Annotated in this window: 29 protein-coding genes and 1 pseudogene; 27 read left to right on the forward strand and 3 right to left on the reverse strand. The window is 33.8% G+C overall.

Annotated features, from left to right (window positions below; translation table 11 throughout):
• Positions 1-84: 84 nt before the first annotated feature.
• The gene (locus KVT27_RS00350; RefSeq protein ID WP_217580440.1) at positions 85-831 is read right to left on the reverse strand and encodes a hypothetical protein; all 747 of its coding nucleotides are present in this window, start codon (positions 829-831) and stop codon (positions 85-87) included.
• Positions 832-919: 88 nt separating this feature from the next.
• Complete coding sequence (locus KVT27_RS00355; protein ID WP_089987116.1) at positions 920-1,132, reverse strand: helix-turn-helix transcriptional regulator; 213 nt, start codon at positions 1,130-1,132, stop codon at positions 920-922.
• A gap of 178 nt (positions 1,133-1,310) precedes the next feature.
• Here KVT27_RS00355 and KVT27_RS00360 point away from each other — a divergent pair, with 178 nt between their 5' ends.
• The 24 genes and pseudogenes from KVT27_RS00360 to KVT27_RS00475 all read left to right on the forward strand — a co-directional run bounded on the left by KVT27_RS00360 (position 1,311) and on the right by KVT27_RS00475 (position 20,726).
• Positions 1,311-2,201 (forward strand): helix-turn-helix domain-containing protein, encoded by an 891-nt coding sequence (locus KVT27_RS00360; protein ID WP_217580441.1) that lies wholly within the window; start codon positions 1,311-1,313, stop codon positions 2,199-2,201.
• A gap of 181 nt (positions 2,202-2,382) precedes the next feature.
• Positions 2,383-3,678, forward strand: a complete 1,296-nt coding sequence (locus KVT27_RS00365; protein ID WP_309140213.1) for an FtsK/SpoIIIE domain-containing protein — start codon at positions 2,383-2,385, stop codon at positions 3,676-3,678.
• Between the two features lie 4 nt (positions 3,679-3,682).
• On the forward strand, positions 3,683-4,219 hold the full coding sequence (locus KVT27_RS00370) for a replication-relaxation family protein (RefSeq protein ID WP_254636022.1): 537 nt from the start codon (positions 3,683-3,685) through the stop codon (positions 4,217-4,219).
• The gene (locus KVT27_RS00375) at positions 4,220-4,759 is read left to right on the forward strand and encodes a hypothetical protein (protein ID WP_217580443.1); all 540 of its coding nucleotides are present in this window, start codon (positions 4,220-4,222) and stop codon (positions 4,757-4,759) included.
• A 62-nt stretch (positions 4,760-4,821) separates the two neighbouring features.
• Positions 4,822-5,757, forward strand: a pseudogene (locus KVT27_RS00380) (helicase-related protein); the annotation flags it as partial.
• The gene (locus KVT27_RS00385; RefSeq protein WP_217580444.1) at positions 5,754-6,344 is read left to right on the forward strand and encodes a ComF family protein; all 591 of its coding nucleotides are present in this window, start codon (positions 5,754-5,756) and stop codon (positions 6,342-6,344) included. The pseudogene KVT27_RS00380 and the gene KVT27_RS00385, both read left to right, overlap by 4 nt.
• Positions 6,345-6,423: 79 nt before the next feature.
• A complete protein-coding gene (locus KVT27_RS00390) occupies positions 6,424-6,837 on the forward strand; it encodes a TIGR03826 family flagellar region protein (protein WP_008178864.1) in 414 nt (137 codons plus the stop codon).
• 121 nt (positions 6,838-6,958) lie between these two features.
• Positions 6,959-7,219 carry a flagellar biosynthesis anti-sigma factor FlgM gene (gene flgM / locus KVT27_RS00395; protein WP_036123292.1) on the forward strand — a complete coding sequence of 87 codons (261 nt, stop codon included), beginning with the start codon at positions 6,959-6,961 and terminating at the stop codon, positions 7,217-7,219.
• Positions 7,220-7,246: 27 nt separating this feature from the next.
• Entirely contained in the window at positions 7,247-7,747 is a 501-nt protein-coding gene (locus KVT27_RS00400) for a flagellar protein FlgN (RefSeq protein WP_150908162.1), read from the forward strand.
• Positions 7,748-7,763: 16 nt separating this feature from the next.
• Positions 7,764-9,311 carry a flagellar hook-associated protein FlgK gene (gene flgK / locus KVT27_RS00405; protein WP_217580445.1) on the forward strand — a complete coding sequence of 516 codons (1,548 nt, stop codon included), beginning with the start codon at positions 7,764-7,766 and terminating at the stop codon, positions 9,309-9,311.
• 31 nt (positions 9,312-9,342) lie between these two features.
• On the forward strand, positions 9,343-10,266 hold the full coding sequence (flgL, locus tag KVT27_RS00410) for a flagellar hook-associated protein FlgL (RefSeq protein ID WP_217580446.1): 924 nt from the start codon (positions 9,343-9,345) through the stop codon (positions 10,264-10,266).
• Between the two features lie 157 nt (positions 10,267-10,423).
• Positions 10,424-10,987, forward strand: a complete 564-nt coding sequence (locus KVT27_RS00415; protein WP_217580447.1) for a DUF6470 family protein — start codon at positions 10,424-10,426, stop codon at positions 10,985-10,987.
• A gap of 17 nt (positions 10,988-11,004) precedes the next feature.
• A complete protein-coding gene (fliW, locus tag KVT27_RS00420; protein WP_217580448.1) occupies positions 11,005-11,448 on the forward strand; it encodes a flagellar assembly protein FliW in 444 nt (147 codons plus the stop codon).
• A complete protein-coding gene (csrA, locus tag KVT27_RS00425) occupies positions 11,448-11,666 on the forward strand; it encodes a carbon storage regulator CsrA (RefSeq protein ID WP_217580449.1) in 219 nt (72 codons plus the stop codon). Before fliW ends, csrA begins: the two co-directional genes overlap by 1 nt.
• Before the next feature lie 198 nt (positions 11,667-11,864).
• Positions 11,865-12,686 carry a flagellin N-terminal helical domain-containing protein gene (locus KVT27_RS00430; protein WP_217580450.1) on the forward strand — a complete coding sequence of 274 codons (822 nt, stop codon included), beginning with the start codon at positions 11,865-11,867 and terminating at the stop codon, positions 12,684-12,686.
• A 110-nt stretch (positions 12,687-12,796) separates the two neighbouring features.
• A complete protein-coding gene (locus KVT27_RS00435) occupies positions 12,797-14,500 on the forward strand; it encodes a motility associated factor glycosyltransferase family protein (protein ID WP_217580451.1) in 1,704 nt (567 codons plus the stop codon).
• A complete protein-coding gene (locus KVT27_RS00440; RefSeq protein ID WP_217580452.1) occupies positions 14,500-14,847 on the forward strand; it encodes a hypothetical protein in 348 nt (115 codons plus the stop codon). Before KVT27_RS00435 ends, KVT27_RS00440 begins: the two co-directional genes overlap by 1 nt.
• Before the next feature lie 46 nt (positions 14,848-14,893).
• On the forward strand, positions 14,894-15,868 hold the full coding sequence (pseB, locus tag KVT27_RS00445) for a UDP-N-acetylglucosamine 4,6-dehydratase (inverting) (protein ID WP_217580453.1): 975 nt from the start codon (positions 14,894-14,896) through the stop codon (positions 15,866-15,868).
• Positions 15,869-15,879: 11 nt separating this feature from the next.
• Positions 15,880-16,779 carry an SDR family oxidoreductase gene (locus KVT27_RS00450; RefSeq protein ID WP_217580455.1) on the forward strand — a complete coding sequence of 300 codons (900 nt, stop codon included), beginning with the start codon at positions 15,880-15,882 and terminating at the stop codon, positions 16,777-16,779.
• Positions 16,769-17,848, forward strand: a complete 1,080-nt coding sequence (locus KVT27_RS00455; protein WP_217580457.1) for an N-acetylneuraminate synthase family protein — start codon at positions 16,769-16,771, stop codon at positions 17,846-17,848. The genes KVT27_RS00450 and KVT27_RS00455 overlap by 11 nt, the downstream gene beginning before the upstream one ends.
• On the forward strand, positions 17,842-18,366 hold the full coding sequence (locus KVT27_RS00460; RefSeq protein WP_217580459.1) for a GNAT family N-acetyltransferase: 525 nt from the start codon (positions 17,842-17,844) through the stop codon (positions 18,364-18,366). The genes KVT27_RS00455 and KVT27_RS00460 overlap by 7 nt, the downstream gene beginning before the upstream one ends.
• 7 nt (positions 18,367-18,373) lie before the next feature.
• Positions 18,374-19,249 (forward strand): aldo/keto reductase, encoded by an 876-nt coding sequence (locus tag KVT27_RS00465; protein ID WP_217580461.1) that lies wholly within the window; start codon positions 18,374-18,376, stop codon positions 19,247-19,249.
• A gap of 2 nt (positions 19,250-19,251) precedes the next feature.
• Positions 19,252-20,037 (forward strand): SDR family NAD(P)-dependent oxidoreductase, encoded by a 786-nt coding sequence (locus tag KVT27_RS00470; protein ID WP_254636023.1) that lies wholly within the window; start codon positions 19,252-19,254, stop codon positions 20,035-20,037.
• Positions 20,031-20,726, forward strand: a complete 696-nt coding sequence (locus KVT27_RS00475; protein WP_217580465.1) for a cytidylyltransferase domain-containing protein — start codon at positions 20,031-20,033, stop codon at positions 20,724-20,726. Before KVT27_RS00470 ends, KVT27_RS00475 begins: the two co-directional genes overlap by 7 nt.
• A gap of 404 nt (positions 20,727-21,130) precedes the next feature.
• Here the strand turns inward: KVT27_RS00475 and KVT27_RS00480 are convergent, their stop codons facing one another.
• The gene (locus KVT27_RS00480) at positions 21,131-23,152 is read right to left on the reverse strand and encodes a sulfatase-like hydrolase/transferase (protein ID WP_217580467.1); all 2,022 of its coding nucleotides are present in this window, start codon (positions 23,150-23,152) and stop codon (positions 21,131-21,133) included.
• A gap of 116 nt (positions 23,153-23,268) precedes the next feature.
• On the opposite strand from KVT27_RS00480, the gene KVT27_RS00485 reads away from it, so the two are divergent.
• Genes KVT27_RS00485 through KVT27_RS00495 form a run of 3 tightly spaced genes read left to right on the forward strand, consistent with a single transcriptional unit; the run spans position 23,269 to position 26,538 of the window.
• Entirely contained in the window at positions 23,269-24,903 is a 1,635-nt protein-coding gene (locus tag KVT27_RS00485) for a phosphotransferase (RefSeq protein ID WP_217580469.1), read from the forward strand.
• Positions 24,884-25,849 (forward strand): DMT family transporter, encoded by a 966-nt coding sequence (locus KVT27_RS00490; RefSeq protein ID WP_217580471.1) that lies wholly within the window; start codon positions 24,884-24,886, stop codon positions 25,847-25,849. Before KVT27_RS00485 ends, KVT27_RS00490 begins: the two co-directional genes overlap by 20 nt.
• Positions 25,846-26,538, forward strand: a complete 693-nt coding sequence (locus tag KVT27_RS00495; protein ID WP_217580473.1) for an NTP transferase domain-containing protein — start codon at positions 25,846-25,848, stop codon at positions 26,536-26,538. The genes KVT27_RS00490 and KVT27_RS00495 overlap by 4 nt, the downstream gene beginning before the upstream one ends.
• The last annotated feature ends 318 nt before the right edge of the window (positions 26,539-26,856 follow it).

The following is a 26,856-nucleotide window of genomic DNA, read 5'->3' on the forward strand; positions in this document are numbered from 1 at the left end:
TCAAGTAAATAGATATTGAAGATTTATTTTCTTATTTCGTTAAAAATTTTCATAAAAAAAGCCACTCTATTGAGTGACTTTAAACTATTTATTTACTACGCTATTCATTGCATCAATATATTTTTGAATATCAAGTTCTTTATTATTCATTCTTATAATAATTGTTCCAGCCTGTGCATCTCCAAATTTCTTAGCACTAACTTCTTGTGCTTTTTCAACACTTGGCCATTCATAAATACTAACATCTTCAGTAGTAATTAGTTTAGTACATTCAAGTTTAACGCAATTTTGACTATTGTCTCGTGGTTCAGTTGTACTTAAACCAACATTTTGAAATGCTTTTAGAATATCATCTGCTGTGTAATCAGCATTTGATTGAGGTAAATCTGCAGTAGTTGTTTCATGTGTTTCTCCAACATTATAGTTGAATTCAAATACACCTAGTTCGTCTAATCCAGTAGTTGCTTTACCTTTTTCATCAAGTGCAACTTTTGCTGTTGCAGCGTATGTATTTGCAACACTGCCTTCTGTTTTGATATTTACCCAAATTGAACTAACATCTTCATACTTTTCTGCTGCTAGGTTTTTCATCTCTTCAACTAATGCTTTTAATTCTTTTTCGTCAGTTGAAGGTGTAGATAAAACTACTTTCCACATTCCTTTACCAAAATTATCTTCTTCAATTTTGTATTCAGGAACACCACTAGTTACCTTTTCATCTTGTTGTTTTTCTTCTGCAACAGGTTTTTCCTCTTTAGGTTTTACCTCTTCCTCACCACAAGCAGCAAGTAAAAATGCTGACAATGCTCCAATGTAAAATAATTTCTTCATGTATAAAACCTCCCTTGATATTACCATTTTAGGAAATAACGCAAAGAAAGTATACAAAAAAACAGACAACCGTGTTTAGTTATCTGCTTTAAATCTTAGTGCCGTCTTCCATAACGAAATGAGCCTCGAATTTCATATCCAATAATTTTGCGATTTTCCGTAGTTCTTCCTCATGAAAATTATTCCGTTTCAACTTTTTAGATAGGTTAGGTTGCGATACTTCCAGTTTTTCAGCTAATTGAGTTAACGTCATATTTCTTTTAATAAGTGCAATTCGAATTTTTTCACTCATTTCGTTCATTTGTTTCCCTCCTATTAGTTATATTCATAACTGTATTATATATGAATCAGTTATTATTTGAAATAAATATATCCAAAAAGTTATGAAAAAGACTTGATATTATAACTTAATGGATATATATTTATTCATACAAGGAATGTAAATAACTTTTTGTATATAGAAAAGAGGTGAAAAACAAATGGCATTCGAATACCTAGCACAATACATAACATTCGATTCAGTAGCAGATATGGATAAGAGTGTGGAGGACCATATGGCGGTTCACTATTACGACTTAACGGAATCAGAACGAGCAATAGTATTTAAACTTGCATCACACAGCTTAGAACACGCAGGTGTATGCCACTTAAAAGCGAGTACCATTGCTGCGGCATTAGAGATAAGCACGAAGACGGTTTATCGATCAATGAAGAAATTAGCAGAGTTGGGCATCATCGAAAAAGTACCAAGTACTAAACTGAACGGGATAAAAGGGGCTAGTATTTATCGCATATTACCTTATGTCCCATCGAGCGTGTCCCAACGAGAGACAGTCGATGAAGCTAGTACTGACGCGGTTTGCCATCCACAATCTGAAAACCAAGCATCTAAATCTTTTAATCTTTTAAGTTCTAAACAAGCAAATAATATTATGAGTCTTGGCAATGAATTGGCTTTGAAAGCTGAAAAGAAAAAGGAATACATGAACGAGTATCAGGTTATGCTGTACGATTTCATGCACTCATTGCCATTAGCTGACAACTTAAAAGATGAGTTACACAAAGTTGTATTAGCTACTCAGGTTCAAAATGTACCTGACTTTATAAAAGCTAAGAACGTGCTATTTAAAATTGCTATGGACATTAAAGAAGGTACTTTAACTGTAGCAAGTACATTAAGAGCCGTGTTCATAGGTGCTTATAACAAGGCTGTAAGACGTTCGAAAATGAAGACTGACAAATCTTCATCTATAGAAGAAACATCTGTTAAAGAACGTCCAGTGCCTTTCTACAATTGGTTAAATGAACGTGACAGGTACCCACAATCTGTGGGTAGTAGAACTACATTGGATAACTGGTTGGAATGGTAATTTTTATGCCCATTTGTATACCCGATACTGTGCCTGATTAAATGCCACCCGAGTATTGAAGTGGGCATATATGAAATGCTGTTGTGTCAATGGTTTGTACTTCATTTTAAATTGCTCATTACATGCGATTCTTACTACGTAAGAGAACCGTGACGCTGATTAAAAAAGAAAGGGTGAAAGTGTGCTGTTTGAAATATTAACAACTGGATTAATGGGTGGAATTGCGTTAAAGGCATATCAAAAACACAGGGGACTATCCTCAAATGATTCAGGGAAGATCCAACGCATTATGTCATTGTCTGGTTTAAATGTTCGTGATGGCAAAGATACATTGACTACGCAGCTTGTTAAGAAAAAACAGTTTGAATGGGGATGGGAATACAAATTCAGGATCCCCCTTGGACGTTCATTCGCTGATTATGAATCAAAGCTAAAGGTCTTTGAAGATGGTCTGAATAACCGTAGAAAGAAAATTTCATTCAATGATTTACGACAAATGGATTTAAACAAAGACCTTCTCCTGCAACTTCAACAATTGTGGAAGGCAAAGCTGACGGAGCAAAAGGAAATTGAATTGTCTTATGATGGCTTATTAATCGCGCGAGTGTACGACAAGCCATTAACTAAAGAAATCCCATTCACTTCAGGCAAAGGTTGGCGTGTGCCAGTAGGCGTTACTAGGGTTTTGAATGAGTTAAAGTATCATGACTTTGAAATGGTGCCACATGTAGTGTTAGGTGGTGCCACTCGATACGGCAAAAGTAACTTCATCAATTCAATGATTACATCGCTAGTTCGCAGTGAACCATCGTCTGTTAACTTTTATTTAATCGACTTAAAAGGTGGAGTGGAACTATGTGACTATGAAAATATTAGACAGACGATTTCAATTGCATACGAACCACATGAGGCCCTCCACACTTTACAGATGGCTTATGACAAGATGCGTGACATACAACGTGATTTAAAGGGATTAGGGAAGAAGAACGTGCAGCAGGCTGGCATAAAAGAGCGTTACTTTGTAGTCATTGATGAGGTAGGAGAATTGAATGCATCAGAAGCAGTGACGAAAGAAGAAAAACGATTAAAACTAGAATGCCAAACGATCATGAGTCAAATAGCGCGGCTAGGTGCCGGACTTGGTTTCAGGCTAGTTGTAGCCACGCAGTATCCTGTAGGTGACGTTATACCAAGGCAGGTTAAGCAAAATGCAGATGCCAAGCTATGTTTTAGAGTGCAGTCGGCTGTTGCTTCAAGGGTTGTACTGGATGCAGAGGGAGCAGAGGCATTACCAATGGTCAAAGGCCGCGCAATTTACCAAACGGCTGATAAAAGAGAAATACTTCAAACACCACTAATCACACCACAAATTATCCACGATACTATCCAACCTCATATTGTTGCGAAAGGGGAGTACGTTGAAGAAACAGCTATCCAACCGAGACGAACAGATACTGTTACTTTTGAAGAAATTTGATTTTATGACGCGTGATCAGCTTAGTCGATATTTTAACCTGGGAAAGAAGCGTAATACAAATAGGGTCCTCCACAATTTATCTAGTTATCTATCATCCATTCGAGACGGCTATGAAACAGTTTACTATCTAAATAATCTTGGTCGGCTTTATGTTGACTGTGAAAGGGTTCGTAAAAAGGGTGGCCATGTTCAACATACAATCATGCGAAACGAATTCTGGCTATTTTATAAGTGTCCGCATGACTGGAAGAATGAAGTCAAAATATCGGATAGCACTACTAGTATCGTTGTGGATAGCATGTTTTCCCGTAATGGATTTCAACATTTTTTAGAGGTTGATAATATTCAAACAATGAAGGAAAATCGCGAGAAGATTAAGTGCTATAAATTGCTTATGGATAGCCTAGTAAAACAGATGGGCTATTACCCAACACTTGTATGGCTAACAACAACAGAATTGCGTAGGCAGCAGCTAGAAGCATCCTGTGGAGGGCTAAAGTGCAAGGTGTACACAATAAATGAAATAAGAGGGGGAATATAGATGTTTAAAAAGCGTTTTAGAACAGAGGTTGTGCCTGCTAATGAATATACAGATTATAGTGATCGATTCGAAGGTGATGAAAAGTATGCAACATTAAGACATGTAGCACTGGCTGCATCAGTTCCTACATTAACAGCCGTTGGCACAGGATTATTCATGTTCAACAAATTCAATAACACTTACTCCTCCACAGCCATACCTGTAAGTGCACCAGTACAACAAGTAATGGAACCAGTCGTAGCACAAATACCATCCACACTATCCACAATCCCTGTTAATACAATACCTCAACATACTGGAATCATTGCTGATAAGTCTTTAGAAATATTAGCAACTGCTTTAGATCCTGTTGTTCAAATATTAGTAGCGATTAGTTTTCCTATTGCATCAGTGATTATGGTTGGAGCATGCTTCTTCTTCATGCTTGGTAATTCTGAAAAAACGTGGTCAATGATTATGAATGCTGGGTTGGGTTATGTATTGATAAACCTTAGTCCACTATTCTTGCAGATATTAAAACAAATAGGTGAAGCTATTTAAATAGGAAAAGACCGCCTTATTGTTTAGGGCGGTCTTATTGTATTCAGTCTTCATAACTTGTCATTTGTGGGGCAGGTAAAACAGAGTTGCTTTTTCCAACTGTTCAAGATGCATTAAAGCGGGGTTTACGTGTTTGTATTGCTACACCACGCACGGATGTAGTATTAGAGCTATATCCACGCTTTCAACAAGTATTCCCTGAGACAATCATTCATGCATTATATGGTGGTGTAACAAAACAAAATGGTTATGCCCAGCTTATTATTGCCACAGCCCATCAGCTCTACCGATTTGAGAGCACCTTTGATGTCATGATCGTAGATGAGGCTGATGCTTTTCCTTATACTATAGATGAAACTCTACAAAGAGCAGTGACAAAGGCCAAAAAGGAAGAGGCACCTATCGTATTTGTTACAGCAACGCCATCACAGAAATTACTCAATGCCTTCCAACATAAAAGCTATTCCTTCATCCCAAAACGTTTTCACAATCATCCATTACCAGTTCCTCAGTTTTGTGCTTTATGGGGTTACAACAAAAGCTTCAAACAAGGAAAAATCCCTAAAAAGTTAATAAAATGGACGGAAGACCGACTTGAACGAAAGGAACCTTTCTTACTGTTTTTCCATACAATCGCCCTCATGCATAAAGCAGTGCCTCTATTTCAGCTAGTAAATGAAAATATCCTCGCTGTGCATGCAGAAGATCCGGATCGGAAAGAGAAAGTAGAGATGCTCCGAAATAATGAAGTACCCGGACTTTTAACGACCACCATATTAGAGAGAGGCATCACCATTAGTAATGTACAGGTGGCGGTTATTGGGGCAGAATCCTCCATATTTACCGCAAGTGCACTGATTCAAATTGCTGGACGAGTCGGACGAAATAATCAATATCCAAATGGGGACATCGTATTCTTTCATCATGGCATCACGACAGAGATGGATGAGGCATGTGCGAAAATCCTCTTTTATAATAAGAAAGGATTTCCCGTATGAATAAAACAGAATCGCACTGCTTAATATGCTCACAGCTATTAAAAGCCTCAGTTACTTGGAAATCGTTATTAATAAAGCAATTTACTCCAACTATATGTACAAGATGCACTGCTCGCTTTGAGCAATCACAGTCTGTTACAGCACTCTATCAATATAATGAGGCCATGAAAGGCTATTTACACCAATTTAAATTTCTACAAGATGTAGCTTTGGCAAAAGTATTCCGGCAGGAGCTGTATGCCCGTTTCAATAAAGAAAAGGCGATGATTCTACCGATTCCTATGCATCCCATCAAACAACAGGAGCGTACCTTCTCACATACTAATGAATTATTAAAGGCAGCAGATATACCTTATATTCAGTTGCTCGAAAAGACCACAACAGAAACACAAGGTTCCAAAAATAGAGAACAGCGCTTACGTGCAGCTCCGCTATTTCGATTAAAGGAGGGCGCAAATGTAGAGCATAAAGATTACCTTCTATTTGACGATATAAAAACTACAGGAACTACATTACAGCATGCTGCAGATGTTTTAATGCAAGCAGGTGCAAAAAATGTCCAATACTTCACATTAATTGAAGGATGAATTTTCCAATGTATTATGTATAATAGATGAAGAGTTTAGTATGCGTAGATAAGATATTTTGCTAGAGGAGGAAAAGTAGATGGCAGAGGTTCGAAATTGTCCAAAATGTAATGAGTTTTTTAATTATACAGGGGTACGGGAAGTTTGTCATAAATGTGCACAATCAGAAGAAGAACTGTATCAAATCGTATATCGCTTCCTACGTAAACGTGAGAACCGTGCTGCAACAGTGGAGCGTATTGTAGAAGCGACGGGAGCAGAGGAAGAGCTATTATATAAATGGGTGCGTAAAGGTCGCTTGCAACCAGCAATGTTTCCTAACTTAGGCTACCCATGTGATAACTGTGGTCATCTGACGACGACAGGCAAGCTTTGCACAAAATGTCAGGATGAATTAAAAGCTGATTTACGTACTTTTGAAGCGGCTAAGGAATTCCGTGATAGTGTAGAGCAACGCGATCGTGTCACATATCACGCAGACCGAAAACGTTAATAATTGAAGGTGTGTTAATTTTAAACAAAATTAGCACACTTTTTTATATGTGAAAACTTAACATTATGTGAGACAATCCGAAATAATAGTAAGATAAGATTTTTAGACGGGGGGTTACAAGATGAAAATTACATCTTATGGAATTAACGCAGTGAACGCATATAAAAACCAGGTGCGCAATGTTAAATCCGATACAAACAAAACATCTTTTGCAGATAAAATCGAAATTTCAAAAGCTGCTCAAGACATGAAAAGCGTTTCAACCTACAATACGGAGCGAGCTGACCGTGTTCAACAGCTAAAAAAAGACATTGATTCTGGAGAATACAAAGTAGATGCTCGTAAAGTAGCTGAGGATATGCTGAAATATTATCGTTTCTAGGGTATAGCAGAAAGGGTGTATAGCGAAATGTCTGTAGAAGCGATTAATTCTACATTAATGATGCTAGAGAGAATGCATAAAAGCTTACTTGAACTAGCCTTCAAAAAAACAGAGATCATTAAAGCTGGCGATATCGAAGCGCTAGACCAATTGCTCAAGGATGAGCAGGCACACGTAGCGGCCATCGATAAGCTCGAACAACAGCGTCAGAAACAGGTAACGGACTACCTTGAAGCAAAGGGACTTGCTTCAACTGACAAAACAACTGTTGCGGACGTCATCGAGGCTGCTGAACAACAAGCGGACAAAGCAACATTATCAGTAGTTCGCGATCGCTTATTGCAAATTATCAATGACCTACGCACACAAAATGACTTAAATCAAAAGCTCGTGTTCCAGTCACTACAGATCGTCAACCTAACATTAGATGCCGTCAGACCTCGTACAGAGCAAATGAACTACTCTAGCAACGAGGTTCTCGGCACAAATAATATAGCAAAAAAATCATATTTTGATTCACAAGCCTAACAAAGGAGGAAGAAACATGCGCTCAACATTTATGGGCCTAGAAACAAGTAAACGCGGCCTCTTCACTCAACAAACAGCTTTATATACAACAGGACATAATATTTCCAATGCAAACACTTTGGGTTACTCACGCCAACGAGTAAACTTGCAGGCAACACCTGGTTTTCCAACAGCCGGTTTAAACCAACCAACTTATCCAGGACATCTTGGTACTGGGGTGGAAGCGGGATCTATCCAACGTATTCGCGATCAATTTATTGATCGACAATATCGTCAAGAGACGAATAAGTTGGGGTATTGGGATTCAGCAGCAAAATCGATTGCACAGATGGAAGATATTATGGCAGAGCCATCAGAATTTGGTATTAATCAATCCTTCACTGATTTTTGGAAGGCGATGGAGGATGTTATTGACAATCCTAAAGACTCTGCGGCAAGACAAGTGTTAATTGCAAAAGGAAAATCAATAGCAGACTCCTTTAATTATATGGATAGACAAATAAAACAGATCCAAGGCAATATTGGGAATGAAATAAGTGTATCAACAGATAAAGTAAATTCAATTCTTAAACAAATTGCAGCCATTAATAAACAAATCCAAGAGGTAGAGCCTAGTGGCTATGTACCAAATGATTTATATGATGCTCGCGATTTATTAGTAGATGAGTTGAATGAATATATTCCTGTATCAATATCTTTTGAAAAATCAGGTGGGTTAGCAAAAGACGTAGCTGAAGGATCTATGACGATTACATATGTACCAGCAGATGGCAGTACACCTATTAAATTAGTAGAAGGTAGGGAATATGCTGCACTCGCAACGATGGATACAAATAATCAACGCGTCGATGGTGAGGTGGATGACCAAGCCACTGGAGGATATTCTAACTTTAGTGAAATTAAAATCTCGGCTATTGGCGCACCACCAGGTGATCCAACGACTGGTCCTTATACGATTGATTACAGTCAAATGGATCAAGGGAAAGGTTCATTGCGTGCTTTAATAGATGCGTATGGACACAGTGGTGGACAAGGTACTTATCCAGAAATGATAGCTAACCTAGATAAACTAGCAAATGAATTTATTACAAAATTTAATGATGTCCATAAAGCAGGTTTTGGTCTAGACAATAGTACAGGTCTAGACTTCTTCTCTGGAACAACTGCTCGTGATTTCAAAGTAGTGATTACTGATCCCAAGCAAGTAGCCGTATCAGATACAACAGGTGAAGAAGGAAATAACCAAAACATGCGTAAGTTAGCAGAGCTACAAACACAGGCACAAGCAAACTTAAAGCAAGGAACATTCCAAAGCTACTATAAATCATTAGTGGGGGATTTAGCAGTAAAGGGACAAGAAGCAATACGTAGTGCATATAACTCTGAAACATTGCACTTGCAAATTTCTAGTAACCGTGATTCTATGAGTTCGGTTTCCTTAGATGAAGAAATGACTAATATGATTACATTCCAGCAAGCATACAATGCCAATGCACGTATGATTACAGTAGTGGATGAAACATTAGATAAAATTATCAATGGGATGGGAAGAGTAGGGCTATAAAAATAGCCACTTGACTGAGAGGAGATAAATTATGCGTGTCACACAATCAATGCTATCAAGTAATATGCTACGCAATTTAAATACAAGCTACAGCAAAATGTCTAAATATCAAAATATGCTAGACTCGGGTAGTAAAATTTCAAGACCATCGGATGATCCAGTTGTAGCAGTAAAAGGGATGGGCTATCGTATAGATCTTGATAAAAATCAACAATATCAAAGAAATATTCGTGAAGCCAATACATGGCTAGATTCAACAGATGAATCGCTCGATCAAGTAGGCGCTGCATTAAAACGTGTAAAAGAACTTATTATCCAAGCAGCAACTGATACAACTACTACCGATGATCGTCAAAAAATAAATGCGGAAATGCAACAAATTAAAGAACAATTACGTGATATCGCCAATACAAAAGTCGGAGAGAACTATATTTTTTCTGGTACACATACAAACCTACCGCTTTATACTGATAGTACAGGGCCACAAAACCCAGCCATTACTCCAGCTGGAGGGCAAAAAACAATTGATATTAACGTCTTTGATGGCATCTCAATGAATATAAACACGCCAGGTGCTGATTTATTTAACGATATTGATGGGTTTATGACAAATGTAAACACACTTTTGCAAAATGGTGCAACAGCTACTGAAATCGGAAATACACTTGGTTTACAAACAACAAGTGGTGGTACTACAATTCCTGGTTTAGATGGCGTTTATGAAAGCACATTGACTGTTAGAGCTGATGTCGGCGCCCGACAAAATCGTGTAGAGCTGATGGAAAATAGACTAGGTATCCAGGAAGTCAATGTAACGAAACAATTGTCTGTTAATGAAGATACAGACTATGCTAAAACGATTACGGATATGATAACACAGGATTCGATTCACCAAGCTGCTCTATCTGTTGGAGCAAAAATTATTCAGCAGACATTAGTAGATTTTATAAGATAAAATCTACTAATGTCATGCTCCGAAAGTGAAAAGGCAGGGGCAAACGCGCAGCACAGAGTTTTGCGCAAAAGAAGAAGCGGACAGTGCAAACTTTATACTGAACAACAGAGCGTTTGGACAATTTGTTCAGACGCTTTTATTGAAAGGAGAGATATACATGAGGCTCCCTCAAATTCAAATTCATACAACAGATGCAAAAATAGACTTAGATATATCAAAGCCAAAGCAATATATTAAACAACCTAAAGCAACTCAGCATATTGAACAGCCAGCAGCTATTTTAGAAATACGTACAACTAGAGGGGTTTTAAAAATAGACTCTTCCCAGGCAAGACGGGATATAGGAATGATTGGTCCATTGGAATCAAGTGCCAACTACGCAGAAAAAGGAAAACAAGAGGCACTTAAGGGAATGGCACGTAGAGCGAGAGAGGGACGTCAAATGATGGATAACGCTGGTAAAGGTCAAGGGCGAGCAACTATTCAAAATATTGCCAAACAAAACCATGGTCCGCACCATGTACAATTTAACGTTAAATTTGTGCCCTCTGTAGGGTCAGTGAAAATCAACTATACACCAGGTACAACGGATGTTAATATTCAGCGTAAAGAACCAGTAATTGACACTAAAGTGAACAAACCAATCCATGAATACACTCCAGGAAAAGTAACTGGTACAATGATACAAAGACCGGATGTTGACATCAATGTCATCATATAAAGGAGCGCGAGGAATAGATGAAAATTGAAACAAAATTTCTAGGTGAAGTCGAAATTGAGGAAAAAGACATACTTTTCTTTGAACATGGACTACTTGGATTAGAGGAACATAAAAAATTTGTATTACTACCTATCTCCGAAGAACATCCACTAGTATTGCTACAATCTGTTGAGAAAGGTGAAATAGGCTTTGTAGTGGCTTATCCATTTGCGTTTAAAAAAGACTATATCTTTGATTTAAGTGAAGAGGATTTAGAACAACTCCAAATTGAAAATGAAGAAGATGTTCTCACATACGCTGTTGTCACAATGAAGGAAACACTACAGGACTCTACTATTAATTTACTTGCACCATTAGTTATTAATATGGATAAAAAATGTGGAAAACAAATTGTTCTTCAAGATAGTAAATCCTATCCATTACGCTATCCTATGCGGATTTTAGAAGGAAGTGTTGAATAATGTTAGTTTTATCGCGTAAAAAAGATGAATCTATAATGATTGGCGACCATATTGAAATTAAAATTTTAGCAGTTGAAGGTGAACAAATTAAGATTGGCATAGTTGCACCTAAAACAGTCAAAGTACATCGTTCCGAGGTTTTTGAAGCTATTCAGGCCCAGAATAGAGAAGCTTTATCAACATCATTTAGTTTCCTGGAACAACTAAAGAAAAATTAAAATATCCTATCTGTTTTATCAAAAATCTAAACTTTGAATCTACTACATAAAAAATAAAAAAAATTTTAAAAAACTATTAAACATTTCCAACTAATTACGATATATAGATTGTAAGGAGCAGGAAGTACATAACTACCTATTCCGAAATTCCACACGGATGTGGAATTAACAAAACAAACATTCAAGGAGGAATTCCAAATGAGAATTCAACACAACATTTCAGCTTTAAACACACACCGTAACCTAACTTTCAACAACTCTCAATCAGCTAAAAACCTTGAGAAATTATCTTCAGGTTACAAAATCAACCGTGCTGGCGATGACGCTGCTGGTTTAGCAATCTCTGAAAAAATGCGCGCTCAAATCAAAGGTCTTGATATGGCGACTAAAAACTCTCAAGATGGTATCTCTTTAATCCAAACTGCTGAGGGTGCACTTAATGAAACTCACGCAATTTTACAACGTATGCGTGAATTAGCGGTGCAATCTGGAAATGATACAAACCAAGATGCAGACCGTTCATTCTTACAAGATGAAATCGATCAATTAAATGCAGAAATCGATCGTATTGCAAATACTACAGAATTCAACGAAAAGAAACTTTTAAATGGTTCTTTTGCAACTAATGGCTTAGTATTCCAAATTGGTGCTAACGAAGGTCAAACTATGTCGCTGAAAATTGGCGATATGCGTGGAGCAAATTTATCTGGTGTTGATGCCATTTCAATTTCTAGTCGTACTGGTGCTAGTGGAGCAATTGTGACAATTGACAATGCTATTAAAGCGGTTTCGACTCAACGTTCTACATTAGGTGCCGTTCAAAACCGTCTAGAACACACAATTAACAACTTAGGTGCTGCTTCTGAAAACTTAACAGCTGCTGAATCTCGTATCCGTGATACAGATATGGCTGCTGAAATGATGGCATTCACTAAGAATAACATCCTTACTCAGGCTGCTCAATCTATGCTAGCTCAAGCTAACCAACAACCACAAGGTGTTCTTCAATTACTACAATAATTAGTTAAATGACACTTTAAAATAAAAACTCGCATTTCTCTAAGGAGAATGCGAGTTTTTATTTACGTTTTTTTTTTTTAGACCGATATAATATAAAGTGAGGTGTACATATGACAGAATTTGAATTTGAAATTGAACGAATTGTGGGTAGAACAGGTTTAGAAACTATAAAAATAAATGGATACTTTTTACATAGTAAATATGATCCAATTAGAGAAGCTAGGGAGTTTGCAAAAAAACACTATACTGCAGGAAATACCCATATTTTATTTGGATATGGGAATGGCTATATTGCAGAGGCTTTAAAGAATGAATTTACATCTAATGAAAAACTTATATGTATAGAACCTATATTAAAAAGTACAGTGGTAGAAAAGAGAGATGTAATAGCCATTGAGGAAAATAAAATAGAGGAAATGGAAAAGCTTTTAACGCAGTATATTTCAATATTTAATAACGTTAATATTATTTGTTCTCCAAATTATGATAAAATTTGTCCAACTTTATTTAAAGAAACTTTAGCACTACTTAAGAATAAATTATCAATAAATAGGGTGAATGAAAATACAATTAATGCAATGGCACATGAATGGCAAAGAAATTATTTATACAATATAAAAAGTGCAGTACGAGATCAATCTATTGAAGTATTATATAAATTTAGTAATGCCCCAGTGGTTATTGCATCAGGTGGACCCTCTTTAACAAAACAATTACCACTTGTAAAAAAAATAAGAGACTATATTATTTTAATTGCTTCTGGATCGACTGTTAACACATTGTTAAAGGCTGACATAGAGCCCGATTATGTTGTCTCTATCGATAGTCAAGAAGCGAACTATAATCACTTTAAGGATGCTAATTTAACCAATGCAAGATTTATATATAGTATGTATAGTCATTATAAAATTCGAGAAAAATTTACTAATGAAGCTTATTATTTTTTAAGTAAAGGTGACGCTAATCTATTAGAGCATTTTAAATCTGTTGTTCATGATAATGTAATTGTATTAGATGGTGGGGGATCAGTAGCAAATTTTGCATTTTCAATAGCAAATTATATAACTAGCGGTCCAATAGCATTAATTGGACAGGATTTAGCGTATACAAATAGGCAATCACATGCTTTAAATAATAAACACTTTAAGATCATATCGGATGAGGAAATTAATCAGAAATCAATGTTTATGACCACTGGTTATTATAATGATGAAGTTTTAACTGATTATGCCTTGTTTAGTATGAAAAAATCGTTTGAGCAATTATTAGATAAATTTCAAATAAACCAAAAAATTTTTAATTGTACAGAAGGGGGGATAAAATTAGACAATTTTATACAAATACCTTTTAGTCAATTTATTGAAGAATTTGTAACGGTAAATAGTGTTGAACTTGTTAGAAGTAAAAATATCAAACATTTAAGTTATAGATTAATTATCAATAAATTTTTAACGGAGCTTAAAAATTATGAAAAGATTATAGTTCTTGTTAATGAAAATTTGCGATTACTAGCTTCTAATAAATCAAAAATTCAGTTTTCTTCTAGTATTTTGAAAAAACTAGATAGAAATGATGAGTTAATAGAAAAATATAGAAATGATACTGCATTGCAAATAATTATGGATCCGATAAATATTAAAATATTTAAAGATTTTAAACCTAAAAATATAGAAACAGCTACAGAAAAATATAAAAGAGTTTTTGAGCAAAGTAAAATGTTGTATATGGGTTATTTAGAAGCAATCGAATTAACCAAGCAATATACGGTAGAATTATGCGATTTATTAGAATTAGAAAAGGGGAAATACGAATAATGGAAAAGCAACATAGAGAGATTATGGAAAGTTTTAATGAATATTTAAAAGTTATACCTGCAGGTTGTGAAAGTATTGTTGCGTTTTTAAGAGATGGCAATAATGAGGAAGCGTTAAAATTAATTTTACATTTTTCCGAAGGCGTTAGCTGGTTGGGGGAAGTTAATAGATTATTAGTATGTAATGGGATTAATAATTCCCTACCAATAGGTAAAATTCATGGTTTTTTAGAAGAAATTAATGAGGGGCTTGGAATCCAGGACTATCTACTTGTTGCAGATATTTTTGAATATGAAATTAAACAATTTTTTGAGAATGTAATACCGTATGAAATGCCTGCCAATTAAATTATAATGAAATGTAGATAAGCTAGTAGAAAAGGTGATAATTGTGTTGAAAAGTCAAGTAGAAAATAAAACAGTACTTGTTACGGGAGGTACAGGGTCATTTGGCAAGAAATTCATAAAAAAAGCTTTAACATTAGGTGTGAAGAAAGTAATTGTCTTTAGTCGTGATGAGTTAAAACAATATGAAATGGCTCAAGAGTTCACTGATCCACGTGTTCGATTTTTTATTGGTGATGTACGTGATAAAGATCGTTTATACCGTGCGTTTGACGGTGTAGATATTGTAATCCATGCCGCTGCATTAAAGCATGTTGGAGCGTGTGAATACAATCCGTTTGAGGCTGTTAAGACGAACATTAATGGCGCACAAAATATTATTGAAGCTGCTATTGATCGAGGTGTTGAAAAAGTCATCGCACTTTCAACAGATAAAGCTTGTAGTCCTGTGAATTTATATGGTGCAACAAAGCTAGCCTCAGATAAATTATTCGTGGCTGGTAACTCATATGTAGGAGAAAAGCACACGAAGTTTTCTGTTGTGCGTTACGGTAATGTAGTAGGTAGCCGTGGTAGTGTTGTGCCATTCTTTAAAAAAATGCGTGATACAGGTACCTTACCAATTACAGATGAGCGTATGACACGTTTTTGGATTACGTTAGAGCAAGGTGTACAATTTGTTTTTGATAATCTAGAACGTATGCATGGCGGCGAAATTTTTATCCCGAAAATCCCTAGTATGAAGGTAGTGGATTTAGCGAAGGCAATTGGTCCAGAATGCAAAACGGAAATCGTCGGTATTCGCCCTGGTGAGAAGTTACACGAGGCAATGATTACAGAGGATGATGCACGTCATACTTTAGAGTACGATAATTATTATGTGATTCAGCCTGAATTTTCATGGTGGTCAAAGGAAAATGCGACTGGCGGAAAGCTACTTGATGAAAAATTTTCATACATAAGTAATGTCAATAATCAGTGGTTAACTGTTGATGAGTTACGAGATTTAATTGAGTTACTTTAGTTTTTTATCGAATGGGTGAGAAACAAATGAAAGTATTGTTAATAGGCTCAAGCGGAATGTTAGGACAAGCAATTCATTTAATATTTAAAAAAAATGGAATTGATATTGTTACTGTAGCAAGAACAAGTAGTGAATATAAAATTGATTTACTCAATGACACTGATGCATTATTAGAAATAGTTCGTATCGAAAAACCTGAAATTGTAATTAATTCAGCTGCTATTGTTAGTTTAGAAGATTGTGAGGAAAATCCAGAGAAATCTTATATGTTGAATGGACGAATTCCAGGACTGCTTGCTAGTGTATGTTCAGAAATAGAAAGTTACTTTGTGCAAATTTCTACAGACCATTATTATAAGGATGATTGTCGTGTACTTCATGATGAAACGAGCCCGATATTATTATTGAACGAATATGCACGTACAAAATATATAGGTGAAAAAATGGCGTTAATTAACAAAAATACATTGGTTGTCCGAACAAATATTGTCGGATTTAGAAATAAAACAGGTTCACCAACTTTTGTAGAATGGATATTTCAAATGTTAGAGAGAAATGAATCCATAAATGGATTTGATGATTTTTATACATCTAGTATTGACGTATACCACTTTGCGAATATTCTTTTAGAGCTAATCGAAAAGAGGGTAACGGGTATAATAAATATTGCTTCAAAGGATGTATTATCAAAATATGAGTTTATAAAAAAAATAGCCTGTGAAATTTCGAAAGAGCAGTTGGTAAATAGGAGTTCATTAACAAAAAATGGAAATGTAAAAAGAGCAAATTCACTAGGGTTAGATACAACTAGACTAGAGTCGATAATAACTAAAAATTATGTTCCAAATTCTGATGAAGTGATTAATTTACTAATTAAGAAATATAGAGAAGGTGCAATGTATGCGTTATAAAAGTGAAATTTCAATTGGGAAACGTAATATTTCCATTCATGAGCCAACTTACTTTATTGCAGATATTGCTTCTAACCATGATGGTGATTTAGATAGAGCAAAACAATTAATATGGTTATGTAAAGAAGCTGGAGCAGATGCTGTTAAATTTCAACATTTTAAAGCTGAAAAGATAGTCAGTGATTTAGGCTTTAAAAATTTAGATGGTAAAAGTAGTCATCAGGCTAAGTGGAAAGAAAGTGTTTTCGATGTATTTAAACAATATGAATTAAACAGAGATTGGAATAAGGAACTACAGCAGGAAGCAAAAAAAGCGAACATTGATTTTTTTACAACACCGTATGATTTTGATGCTGTTGAAGAAATTGATAGTATAGTAGAAGCTTATAAGATTGGTTCAGGTGATATTACGTGGACTGAATTTATTGAGCATGTCGCTAAGAAAAATAAACCGACATTATTAGCAACTGGGGCATCCAATTTTGATGATGTGCAAAGAGCTGTAAAATCCATTTTGAAGCATAATGATTCTATTGTATTAATGCAGTGTAATACAAATTATACTGGAAGCTTAGAAAATTTTAAGTATATTAATTTAAACGTACTTAAAACATATGCCACAATGTATCCGAATATGGTTCTTGGTCTGTCTGATCATACACCGGGTCACGCTACAGTTCTTGGCTCAATTGCATTAGGTGCTCGAATTATTGAGAAGCATTTTACAGATGATAACGACCGTATTGGACCCGATCATCCCTTTTCAATGAATCCCCAAACATGGGCTGAAATGGTTCAAAAATCAAGAGAACTTGAAAAGGCTCTGGGTAATGGTATCAAAGTGATAGAAGAAAATGAAATAGACACAGTGGTTGTGCAGAGACGTGGTATTTATATGAGAAGACCGTTAAAAATAGGGCAACAAATTAATCAAGAAGATATAGAGTTTTTAAGACCAGCTCCTAACGGGATTTATGAGCCATTTGATATTAATAATGTAATCGGTTCAATAGCAACCTGTAATAAAGAAAAAGGTGAGCCATTACTTAAAGGAGATGTAGAATGCTAAGAGGAGTATATATTGGTTTAAGAGCTATTGAAAAATCAGATCTTCCTCAGCTTTTAGCATGGAGAAATAAGCCGGAATTCCGGCTTTTTTTTCGAGAATATAGAGAGTTAAATGCTGAGAATCAAAATCGCTGGTTTGAAAAATATGTAATGAGTGATCCAAATACACAGATGTTTGCAATTGTTGACTTAAATACAGGTGAATTGTTTGGAGCATGTGGATTATGTTATATCGATTGGGTAAATCGAAATGCAGACTTTAGTATTTATATTGGCAAAGATAGTCTTTACATAGACGAAAAATACGCAATTGATGCAGGAAATATTATGGAGAAGTATGGATTTGAAGAGCTGAATCTACATCGACTATGGGCAGAGATTTATTCAATTGATGAAAAGAAAAAGTCGTTTTTCAGTAAACTAGGCTTCCGACAAGAAGGGGTGTTTAAAGAAACGCACTGGACGCACGGGAAATGGATAGATTCAATTTATTTTGCAAAAATAAATAAAAAAGAGTGAATTTAAAATGGATATAGTACTAGGGACAGCGCAATTTGGTATGAAGTATGGAGTAACAAATAAAGTAGGACAGACACCTAAAGATGAAATTACTAAAATACTTTCTTATATAAAATCAAAAGGGTTTAATCAAATTGATACTGCACCAGCATATGGAGATGCTGAATCTATTCTAGGTGAATGTGATTTAAATGGGTTAGAAATCATTTCAAAAACGCTTCAGTGTCCCAATGAGATAATTACTGAAAAAGATATAGAGGACATACAAGAAAGTGTTGATATTTCCCTGGAGAATTTGGGGAAAGAAAAGCTTCATGGTATACTGATTCATAACATTGCGGATTGTTATAAAACAGGAGCTAATAAAATTTTTGAAGTGTTGTATAAGTTGAAAGGAGAAAATAAGGTTGAAAAAATAGGTGTATCTGTTTATGAGTTACAAGATATCGAAATGCTCTTAGAAAACAACTATTATGTCGATATAATTCAATTACCGTTAAATATTTTAGATCAAAGGATTTATAAGAGTGGAATATTAAAAAGGCTTAAAGAGAAAAATATAGAAATTTATGTGAGATCTATTTTCCTACAAGGAATATTACTAGCAGACGAAAATAGTATTGAAAACCCTGAAATAACTAAAAGGGTTCAACCTTATTTTCGAGAATTAGAAAAGAACAATTTAACAAAGTTAGAGGGCGCAATCTATTTTATTAGTAGAATTCCAGAGATTGATCATTTAGTTCTAGGAGTTAATAACTTAAAGCAACTGATTGAAATCTATCAAGTATTCAATAAAGTGGAAAAGTTGCCTTGTAACTTAATGGATTTTTCTGAATTTGCTGTGAATGAAGAACAACTTATAGACCCTAGGAGATGGTAACTATGAATAACCTATTTTCATTAGACAATAAAGTGGCTATTGTAACTGGTGGAGCGGGATATTTAGGATCTGCAATGACAGAAGCATTGTTAGAACAAGGAGCAATTGTTTATATTGCAAGCAGAAATAAAGAAAAAAACAGTGTTCTTGCTAAAAAATTGGATGATAAATATAAAAATCGTGTACATGTGGTTGAAATGGATGTAACTAACACTGAATCTGTAATAAATGCAATAAAATATGTTTATACAAGTGAACGAAAAATAGATATAATTGTGAATAATTCTTATTCTGGTAAAACAGGTGACTTGCTAAGTGGAATAGAGCTAGATTGGATAGATTCCTTTGATACATCCATTCATGCAACATATAGAGTAACTAAAGCGGTATTGCCCTATATGTTGAAACAAAATTCAGGGTCAATTATTAATATTGCATCTATGTATGGTCTAGTTTCCCCAGATCCGTCTATTTACGGAGATTCGTTACAAAATAGTCCACCACACTATGGAGCTGGAAAAGCAGGCATTGTTCAGCTTACAAAGTATTTAGCAGGTCATTTCGGTTCACTAGGAATTCGAGCAAATTGTATTGCTCCGGGACCTTTTCCCCATCCTTCTACTCAGGAAAATAAAGAATTTATTAAACAGTTAGCCAATAAAAATCCAATGAAACGAATTGGACAGCCAGAGGAATTAAAAGGTATTACAGTACTATTAGCGTCCGATGCCTCAAGCTATATTAATGGGCAAACAATTAGTGTGGATGGAGGATGGACAATATGGTGAAAGTTGTATGTGTGATTCAAGCTCGTCTTTCTTCTAGTCGTCTTCCTGGTAAAGTAATGCTAAATATTGAAGGTAAAACATTATTAGAGCGAGTTATTGACAGAGTGAAAATAACAAATTCCGTTGATGAAATTTATGTAGCAACATCAATAAATAGAGAAGATGATTTAGTAGAAGAAATTGCATTACAAAGTGGTGTAAAATGTTTTCGTGGTAGTTTAGAGAATGTTTTAAGTCGTTTTACAAGTATTGCTTCTTTAAGTAATGCGGATATACTCGTACGAGTAACGGCTGATAATCCATTAACAGAGCCTAAATTAATAGATATAGGTGTTCGAACATTATTAGATAGTAATTTGGATTATGTTGGTTTCAAAAATACTCCAATTGGTGCAGCCTCTGAAGTTTTCACAGCTTCAACATTATTAGAAATTAACGATAGAACTGATTTAACAGAGCACAACTTAGAACATGTTACTTCGTTTTACTATCAGCATATGGATGAATTCCAAATTAAATATATTGAAAGCTACTATGACATAGATGTTTCTAATCTATCTATAACAGTAGATACATTAGGGGATTATGTTAAAATGGTATTTTTGTATAAAATATTAAAAACAAACAGTGTGGAAGATTTGAAATATATGGATTATTTAATTGTTAATGGATCAATATCTACATATTGAAGAATAGTCTACAATTGCTAAAAATTCGTCGAAACCGTGTGGATTTGAACAAGTGCTGGTGTTATTTCTTACTTTAGTTAAAGTTCATTCCGGTATGTTACCACGTTTTCCTAAAACTACTAAAGCAGTCCAAATGGTGCCCGCTGAAAAATATGTGGGCACTATTTGGACTGCTTTTTAGAAGATATTGATAGAAACAAAAGTGTTGAAAAATTATTGAAAATAGATTAAAGCGCATCAATTACTCTAAAGTTAAATTTCACAAAATTATCAATTTAATAATAATCATGTGCTTAAGTTTAATTTTTCATTTACACAAAATAATTTATAACCTCTTATGAATTACGCACTCTATATAAATATTTTAGTTTATAGATATTACATCTTATAAAGATATATATTTTCTATTTTTGAAGAATTGCTCGCTTTCTTAAAATCCAATTTGTACAGTAGTCTACTATTTCTTCTAAATCAGTATCTGTTAAATTATCATTTAACTTAATGAGATCTGTCTTAAAGTGTTCTAAATCGATTCTTCCATAATTATCAACACTTTCTTCTGTCTCTAAATAAAATTGGAAATCATCGGTATAAATTACAGCTTTATAAGTCTGATTTGGATGGTACGATTCTGTCATTACTTCTTTACGTCGTTGGCCACCGAAATCTTCTAATGTTTTGCCATGCAATTTATCTTTATCATATTCGATATTTAGTAAATCTAAAATAGTAGGATAGATATCAAGATTGCTCATTAATTTATCACTTGTTCCTTGCATTCCTCCACCTAATAACATTAATGGCACTTTAGTTCTCCCTTCGTTTAGGAAATGCCTTGGCTCTTTTTCGAAATAACCTTGACCATGATCAGAATGAATAATAAGAAGAACATCATCTTCGTCATAGTTATGTTTTATATAATTGAAAAGAACAGATAAATGTAGGTCAATTCTTTTTAACTCTTCTCCATAACGAATAATTTTATTTTTATCATAGTCTGTTAGAACAGAAGTTTCTCCCTTCTTAGAAACTAATCGATTTAATGCATTAGTATTTACTTGACTATTAATCGATAAAAAGATTTCGTCTGCAACATCATGCAAATCAGGCAATACTAACCAAATGTAGTTATTTTTTTCTTTAAATGTTTCTAAATGATCGATAACCTCTTCCATAATTTCTCCTGCACCAAAACCACCCATAGAGTTTTTAAATACAATTCGATCAAAACTTTTTCCGTATCCATGGGGCGGAGTGCCACGCCAATCACCAGTAAATGAAGCAGTAAAATATCCTGATTTACGAATACGCTCAATCAAAGACTCTTGCTTCTTGGAAAAGTCGTGTCCAAATGTTGAGTGATATTGACCGTGTGCAATAGTATCCATTGCAGTAACAAGGCCAGCGTTACTTGGAAAAGTCCAATCAGCAGAAGCATAACAATTTGTATTTTCATATTTACTTTCAAATGTATTTAAAATATTTGGTATCAATATCTCTTTGTTATTTTCCTCTAAGTATTTCGCAGATAATCCATCGATAAAAATATGAGCTACTAATTTATATTTTTTCGGATCATCTTTTAGCGATATTGGATTACCAATAAAAATAGGGAGATTTGCAGTTACTTCAATTTCTCCTGGGTCAAAAGTCAAGTAGTTAAATTGATTATACTTTAATAGCGAATTGGTAAAATCATATGTAGTATTGTCTACTTTAATTGTTAATTCTGTATTTTTCTCTATAAAAGAAATAGGTAAAGTCGTTTTCTTATCGAAAACAAACTGATAATGTCTTGCTTCATGACCTTGAAAGTACTCTGTTTTTGTGAAATACCTATGTGTATCATCAATATTTTCCAGAAATAATGATTTATACAAATTTGTCATACTTTCATATTCGGTCCCACGATCTTGTACTTTACGAACTAGGCTTTCCTCAAATTTATTTAAAGGATAGATTCGTTCATCCACTTCTTTAGAAAGTTGATTTATCTCATTTAGGTACTTTTGTATTTTTTTTGATGAATAGAAATGTTGTTTTTTTAACGTATATACCATTTCATTGAGATTTCCTTTTATAGCTTCAATCTCTTCTTTATTTTCTGCCAATCTCAAACATCTTCCAAAATGATAAAAGCACTTATCAAATTTTTGTAAAGTATAATAAATTAAAGCAGCATTAAAATGTAAAGAATAAGAATAAGAAAATTGCTGTAATCCTTTAATGGCTTCTGAATTAGCTTCTTCTATATCCCCAGATTCGAATAATAATGTTGTATTTACCACATAATAAGTTTCTGTTTTAGCAATAGCAGATAGCTCATTTAAAGCTTTTTTTGCTTCCTCTCTACCTTTTGTATTCATACCATCTGCTATACGGTTGTGCAAATCTTTTATTATTAGAATTATATTTTTATTAGACAATTCTTTTTCCTCCTGCTATTAACTCATGTATTTTTAAGCCTTTCTTTAGTATAATCTTAATAAATACATAAGAATATTTTATCAGGGATTACTATAGAATGAAAGGTTAGGAATAAATGTTAAATAATATAGATACTGCTATCATTTTAGCTTACAGATGTTCAGATACTTTGCCAATACCACCTTATTTGTTACAAGTTAATCATCAAACTTTAATAAAGAGAACAATAGGAATTTTAAAAAATAATAATATTAACAATATTTTTGTTGTTGTTGGTTATAAAAAGAATTTAATTATGGAAGAACTGAAAAATGAAAATGTAAATTATATATTAAATCCTGAATATACATATACTGGAACAATGAAGCCGCTTAGTCTATTGAAAAATTTAATAGATAAAGATTTCCTTTTAATAGAAGGTAATTTGCTTTTTGAAGAAAAATTAATTGATATTTTACTAGATTCGCCTAATCCAAACTGTATCTCATGCTCCAATTTGTGTGAGTCAGGTGAGGAAACTTTTGTTGAATACACAGAAAAGAACCGTTTAATCAATATCTCTAAGAATATTAGACAACTGAACGCTTTATCAAGTAAAATTATGGGTATTTCAAGAATTTCTATTGGTTTATTCCGGGGAATGCTAGAGAAGTGTAATACTATTGGTGATTATTTGTTGAACTATGAATATCTCATGTTAAAGTGTAGTGAATTGTATCCAATATACTGCGTTAATATAGATAGTACTCCATCGTTTAATATATGTTCTTATGAACAATACATGGAAGCAATCGAGATTATTCAACCTACTAAATATTGCGAAATAAACAGTCAGACAGTACAATTTATTTCGGATTATTTATATAGAACACTTGAGACTCCTCTAGAGATGATTAAGCTAGTTGAATTATCAGGGGGGATGACTAATAATAATTATAAAATCACTTTAAAAGATGGTAATGAATTACAGATGAGAATACCTGGAGCAGGAACAAATAATCTAGTAAATCGAAATAATGAAATTATCAACTCTAAAGCAATAGAAGCTCTGAAAATTAATGTACCTATTTTTTACTTTAATATTCATGATGGTGTTAAAATTTCGAAATATATAAAATACGCAGAAACTTTATCGAAAAGAACTGCAGGTCATATGGAAAATATGGAAAGTATATCATCTATTTTAAATAAATTACATACATCGAAAGTTAAGATGAATAATAATTTTTCTTTTATAAATCTAATTCGAAATTATGAATCCGTTATTATCTCTAAGACAGACCAACATTACTTAGATAACAAATATCCTAATTTCGCTAAACAAAAAGAAAAAATAGAATATTTAAATCATAAGATTCAGCAACTAGAATCCTTTTATCTATGTCCTTGTCATAACGATCTAGTTCCAGAAAATTTTATCAAATCAAGAGATGGCGAAATTTTTCTTATTGACTGGGAGTATTCTGGATATAACAACCCTCTATGGGATTTAGCTGCTTTTATTTTAGAAAGTGAATTGATGGATTTTGAAGAACAATTGTTTTTAAAATTATACTTTCAGCGCCCTATTTTAGATGAAGAGTATTTTCAGATAAATTTTTATAAGGCAGCACAAGATATTCTTTGGAGTCTTTGGACAATTGTAAAAGAGTTACATGGTGATTCTTTTGGAAATTATGGTTACAACAGATATATAAGAGGATGCAATTTATTAAATGGGGGAATTGCTGTTGAAAGTTACACAATATGAGGTAAGAGGATTATGGATGGGGCTTTTCGGGGGTATCCTATGGGGTGTCAACACTGTGATCATCGGAATTATATTATCTCGCTCAATTTTTGCTAATTATATTTTTATAGCTCCTTTAATTTCAACTTTTTTACATGATGCTTTTTCATGTATGTGGATGATGTTTCATACCTTTCTTTTTAAACGAACATTTCAGCTCAAACAATCATTGAAAAGTAAGAGCGGGAAAGTAGTTATGATAGCTGCTATTTTAGGGGGGCCAATAGGAATGACAGGATTCATGTTGGCAATTTATTATATTGGTCCTTCCTATACTGCCATTATTTCTTCAATGTATCCTGCTGTAGGTTCTCTATTAAGTTTCTTATTTTTAAAAGAAAAAGTTACTTATAAAAGTATTATTGGACTTTCTATTGCCATAATAGCAACTGTTTTTTTAGGGATAACTTCACAAGAAGAACCGCAAAATTTAATTTATGGCTTATCTTTTGCTTTGTTATGTGTTTTAGGTTGGGGATCTGAATCTGTGGTCTCCGCTTATGGTATGAAAAATGACGTGTTACCTTCTATTGCTTTACAAATAAGACAAACTGTTTCTGCCCTAGTTTATGGTTTGTTGATAATTCCAATAATTGGAGGTGTCCCGTTAGTGAAATTAGTATTACAAGACTTTACAATTATATTATTTGCAATTACTGCATTAGCTGGTACTGCTTCTTATTTATTTTACTATACATCAATTAATCGCGTTGGCCCTATTAAAGCTATGGGGTTAAATATCAGTTACTCTGCTTGGGCTGTATTATTTAGTCTATTATTAGGCTTCGAAGCAGGGGGAAAAGAATTTTTATTGGCCTTGCTTATTATTACAGGATCTATCTTGACAACAAATAATCCAAAAGAATTCTTTTCTATGATTACTTTTAAAAGAGGAGTACAACTATGAATGCCATTATTCTTGCTGCAGGACTTGGATCACGTTTTAAAGAATGGACTAAAACAAAACACAAAGCTCTTTTGCCAATTAATGAAGTGCCAAACTTAGAAAGGACAATACAATTTTTAAATGAAGCAAAAATCTATGATATTTATATTATCACTGGTCATTTAGCTAATCAATTTGAATATCTGATAGAAAAATTTCCAGGTGTAAAACTGATTTATAATGAAATGTACAAAGAATATAATAGTATTTATAGTTTTAATTTATCGCTACCATATTTCGGTGATTCGTTTGTGATCGATGCAGATACAGTTTTACTGGAAAATATTTTTTTGAAACTTAAACCTAATCAAAGTACATATTTTACAATTAATCGGACTCGCCAAGAAAAGGAATGGTGTCCAATAATAGATGCTCATCAAAAAGTAATAGATATAATGATTACTGATGAAGAAAGGCCATCTTTATCTGGAATTTCATATTGGGAACAGAAAGACAGCGAAGTGATTAAGCAATTTTTTCCTAAATATTTAAAATTAGAAAAAATAAAAAATACCTCCTTATATTGGGATAATATACCTTTGTACTTAATTAAAATTTTAAATGTTACTGTTTCTCGATTGGAACAAAGTACTGTATATGAAATGGATAATCAAGATGACTATTTAAGAATTGTTAAGTCGATTTCATAATAAGTACTCATAATGAATTAAATTATTTCATAAGTAGTTCTAGGGCATTAATGTAAATGTAGAATTACAACTTTTTAGTTAAAGATTATGACCTGAAGTAATAAAATTTATTACTTCTAAAATTTTAAATATATACGTTGAATTAAAGATTCGAATGAGTAAGCAATACTGTGGGAATTCGCATAGCACGCCGCTAAACGTCAGGAATGAGACCACATTTTGTGGGCTCATGCGGAACGTACCACCAGAACGAATGTATAGGCAACAATATGCTGGATTCTTAGTTTCAACTTATATATAAATTTTCATATGGTTATA

It is taken from the genome of Lysinibacillus sp. GbtcB16 (assembly GCF_019091145.1).
Taxonomy (GTDB): domain Bacteria; phylum Bacillota; class Bacilli; order Bacillales_A; family Planococcaceae; genus Lysinibacillus; species Lysinibacillus fusiformis.

Coding starts and splice junctions, on each gene's coding strand:
- KVT27_RS00460 (WP_217580459.1), top strand. CDS start 17,842: ATGCTAAGAGGAGTATATATTGGTTTAAGAGCTATTGAAAAATCAGAT.
- KVT27_RS00360 (WP_217580441.1), top strand. CDS start 1,311: ATGGCATTCGAATACCTAGCACAATACATAACATTCGATTCAGTAGCA.
- KVT27_RS00435 (WP_217580451.1), top strand. CDS start 12,797: ATGACAGAATTTGAATTTGAAATTGAACGAATTGTGGGTAGAACAGGT.
- fliW (WP_217580448.1), top strand. CDS start 11,005: ATGAAAATTGAAACAAAATTTCTAGGTGAAGTCGAAATTGAGGAAAAA.
- flgL (WP_217580446.1), top strand. CDS start 9,343: ATGCGTGTCACACAATCAATGCTATCAAGTAATATGCTACGCAATTTA.
- KVT27_RS00475 (WP_217580465.1), top strand. CDS start 20,031: ATGGTGAAAGTTGTATGTGTGATTCAAGCTCGTCTTTCTTCTAGTCGT.
- KVT27_RS00375 (WP_217580443.1), top strand. CDS start 4,220: ATGTTTAAAAAGCGTTTTAGAACAGAGGTTGTGCCTGCTAATGAATAT.
- KVT27_RS00370 (WP_254636022.1), top strand. CDS start 3,683: ATGACGCGTGATCAGCTTAGTCGATATTTTAACCTGGGAAAGAAGCGT.
- KVT27_RS00465 (WP_217580461.1), top strand. CDS start 18,374: ATGGATATAGTACTAGGGACAGCGCAATTTGGTATGAAGTATGGAGTA.
- KVT27_RS00470 (WP_254636023.1), top strand. CDS start 19,252: ATGAATAACCTATTTTCATTAGACAATAAAGTGGCTATTGTAACTGGT.
- KVT27_RS00400 (WP_150908162.1), top strand. CDS start 7,247: ATGTCTGTAGAAGCGATTAATTCTACATTAATGATGCTAGAGAGAATG.
- KVT27_RS00430 (WP_217580450.1), top strand. CDS start 11,865: ATGAGAATTCAACACAACATTTCAGCTTTAAACACACACCGTAACCTA.
- KVT27_RS00350 (WP_217580440.1), bottom strand. CDS start 831: ATGAAGAAATTATTTTACATTGGAGCATTGTCAGCATTTTTACTTGCT.
- KVT27_RS00450 (WP_217580455.1), top strand. CDS start 15,880: ATGGGTGAGAAACAAATGAAAGTATTGTTAATAGGCTCAAGCGGAATG.
- flgK (WP_217580445.1), top strand. CDS start 7,764: ATGCGCTCAACATTTATGGGCCTAGAAACAAGTAAACGCGGCCTCTTC.
- csrA (WP_217580449.1), top strand. CDS start 11,448: ATGTTAGTTTTATCGCGTAAAAAAGATGAATCTATAATGATTGGCGAC.
- KVT27_RS00355 (WP_089987116.1), bottom strand. CDS start 1,132: ATGAACGAAATGAGTGAAAAAATTCGAATTGCACTTATTAAAAGAAAT.
- KVT27_RS00455 (WP_217580457.1), top strand. CDS start 16,769: ATGCGTTATAAAAGTGAAATTTCAATTGGGAAACGTAATATTTCCATT.
- KVT27_RS00440 (WP_217580452.1), top strand. CDS start 14,500: ATGGAAAAGCAACATAGAGAGATTATGGAAAGTTTTAATGAATATTTA.
- KVT27_RS00415 (WP_217580447.1), top strand. CDS start 10,424: ATGAGGCTCCCTCAAATTCAAATTCATACAACAGATGCAAAAATAGAC.
- KVT27_RS00485 (WP_217580469.1), top strand. CDS start 23,269: ATGTTAAATAATATAGATACTGCTATCATTTTAGCTTACAGATGTTCA.
- KVT27_RS00390 (WP_008178864.1), top strand. CDS start 6,424: ATGGCAGAGGTTCGAAATTGTCCAAAATGTAATGAGTTTTTTAATTAT.
- KVT27_RS00495 (WP_217580473.1), top strand. CDS start 25,846: ATGAATGCCATTATTCTTGCTGCAGGACTTGGATCACGTTTTAAAGAA.
- flgM (WP_036123292.1), top strand. CDS start 6,959: ATGAAAATTACATCTTATGGAATTAACGCAGTGAACGCATATAAAAAC.
- KVT27_RS00385 (WP_217580444.1), top strand. CDS start 5,754: ATGAATAAAACAGAATCGCACTGCTTAATATGCTCACAGCTATTAAAA.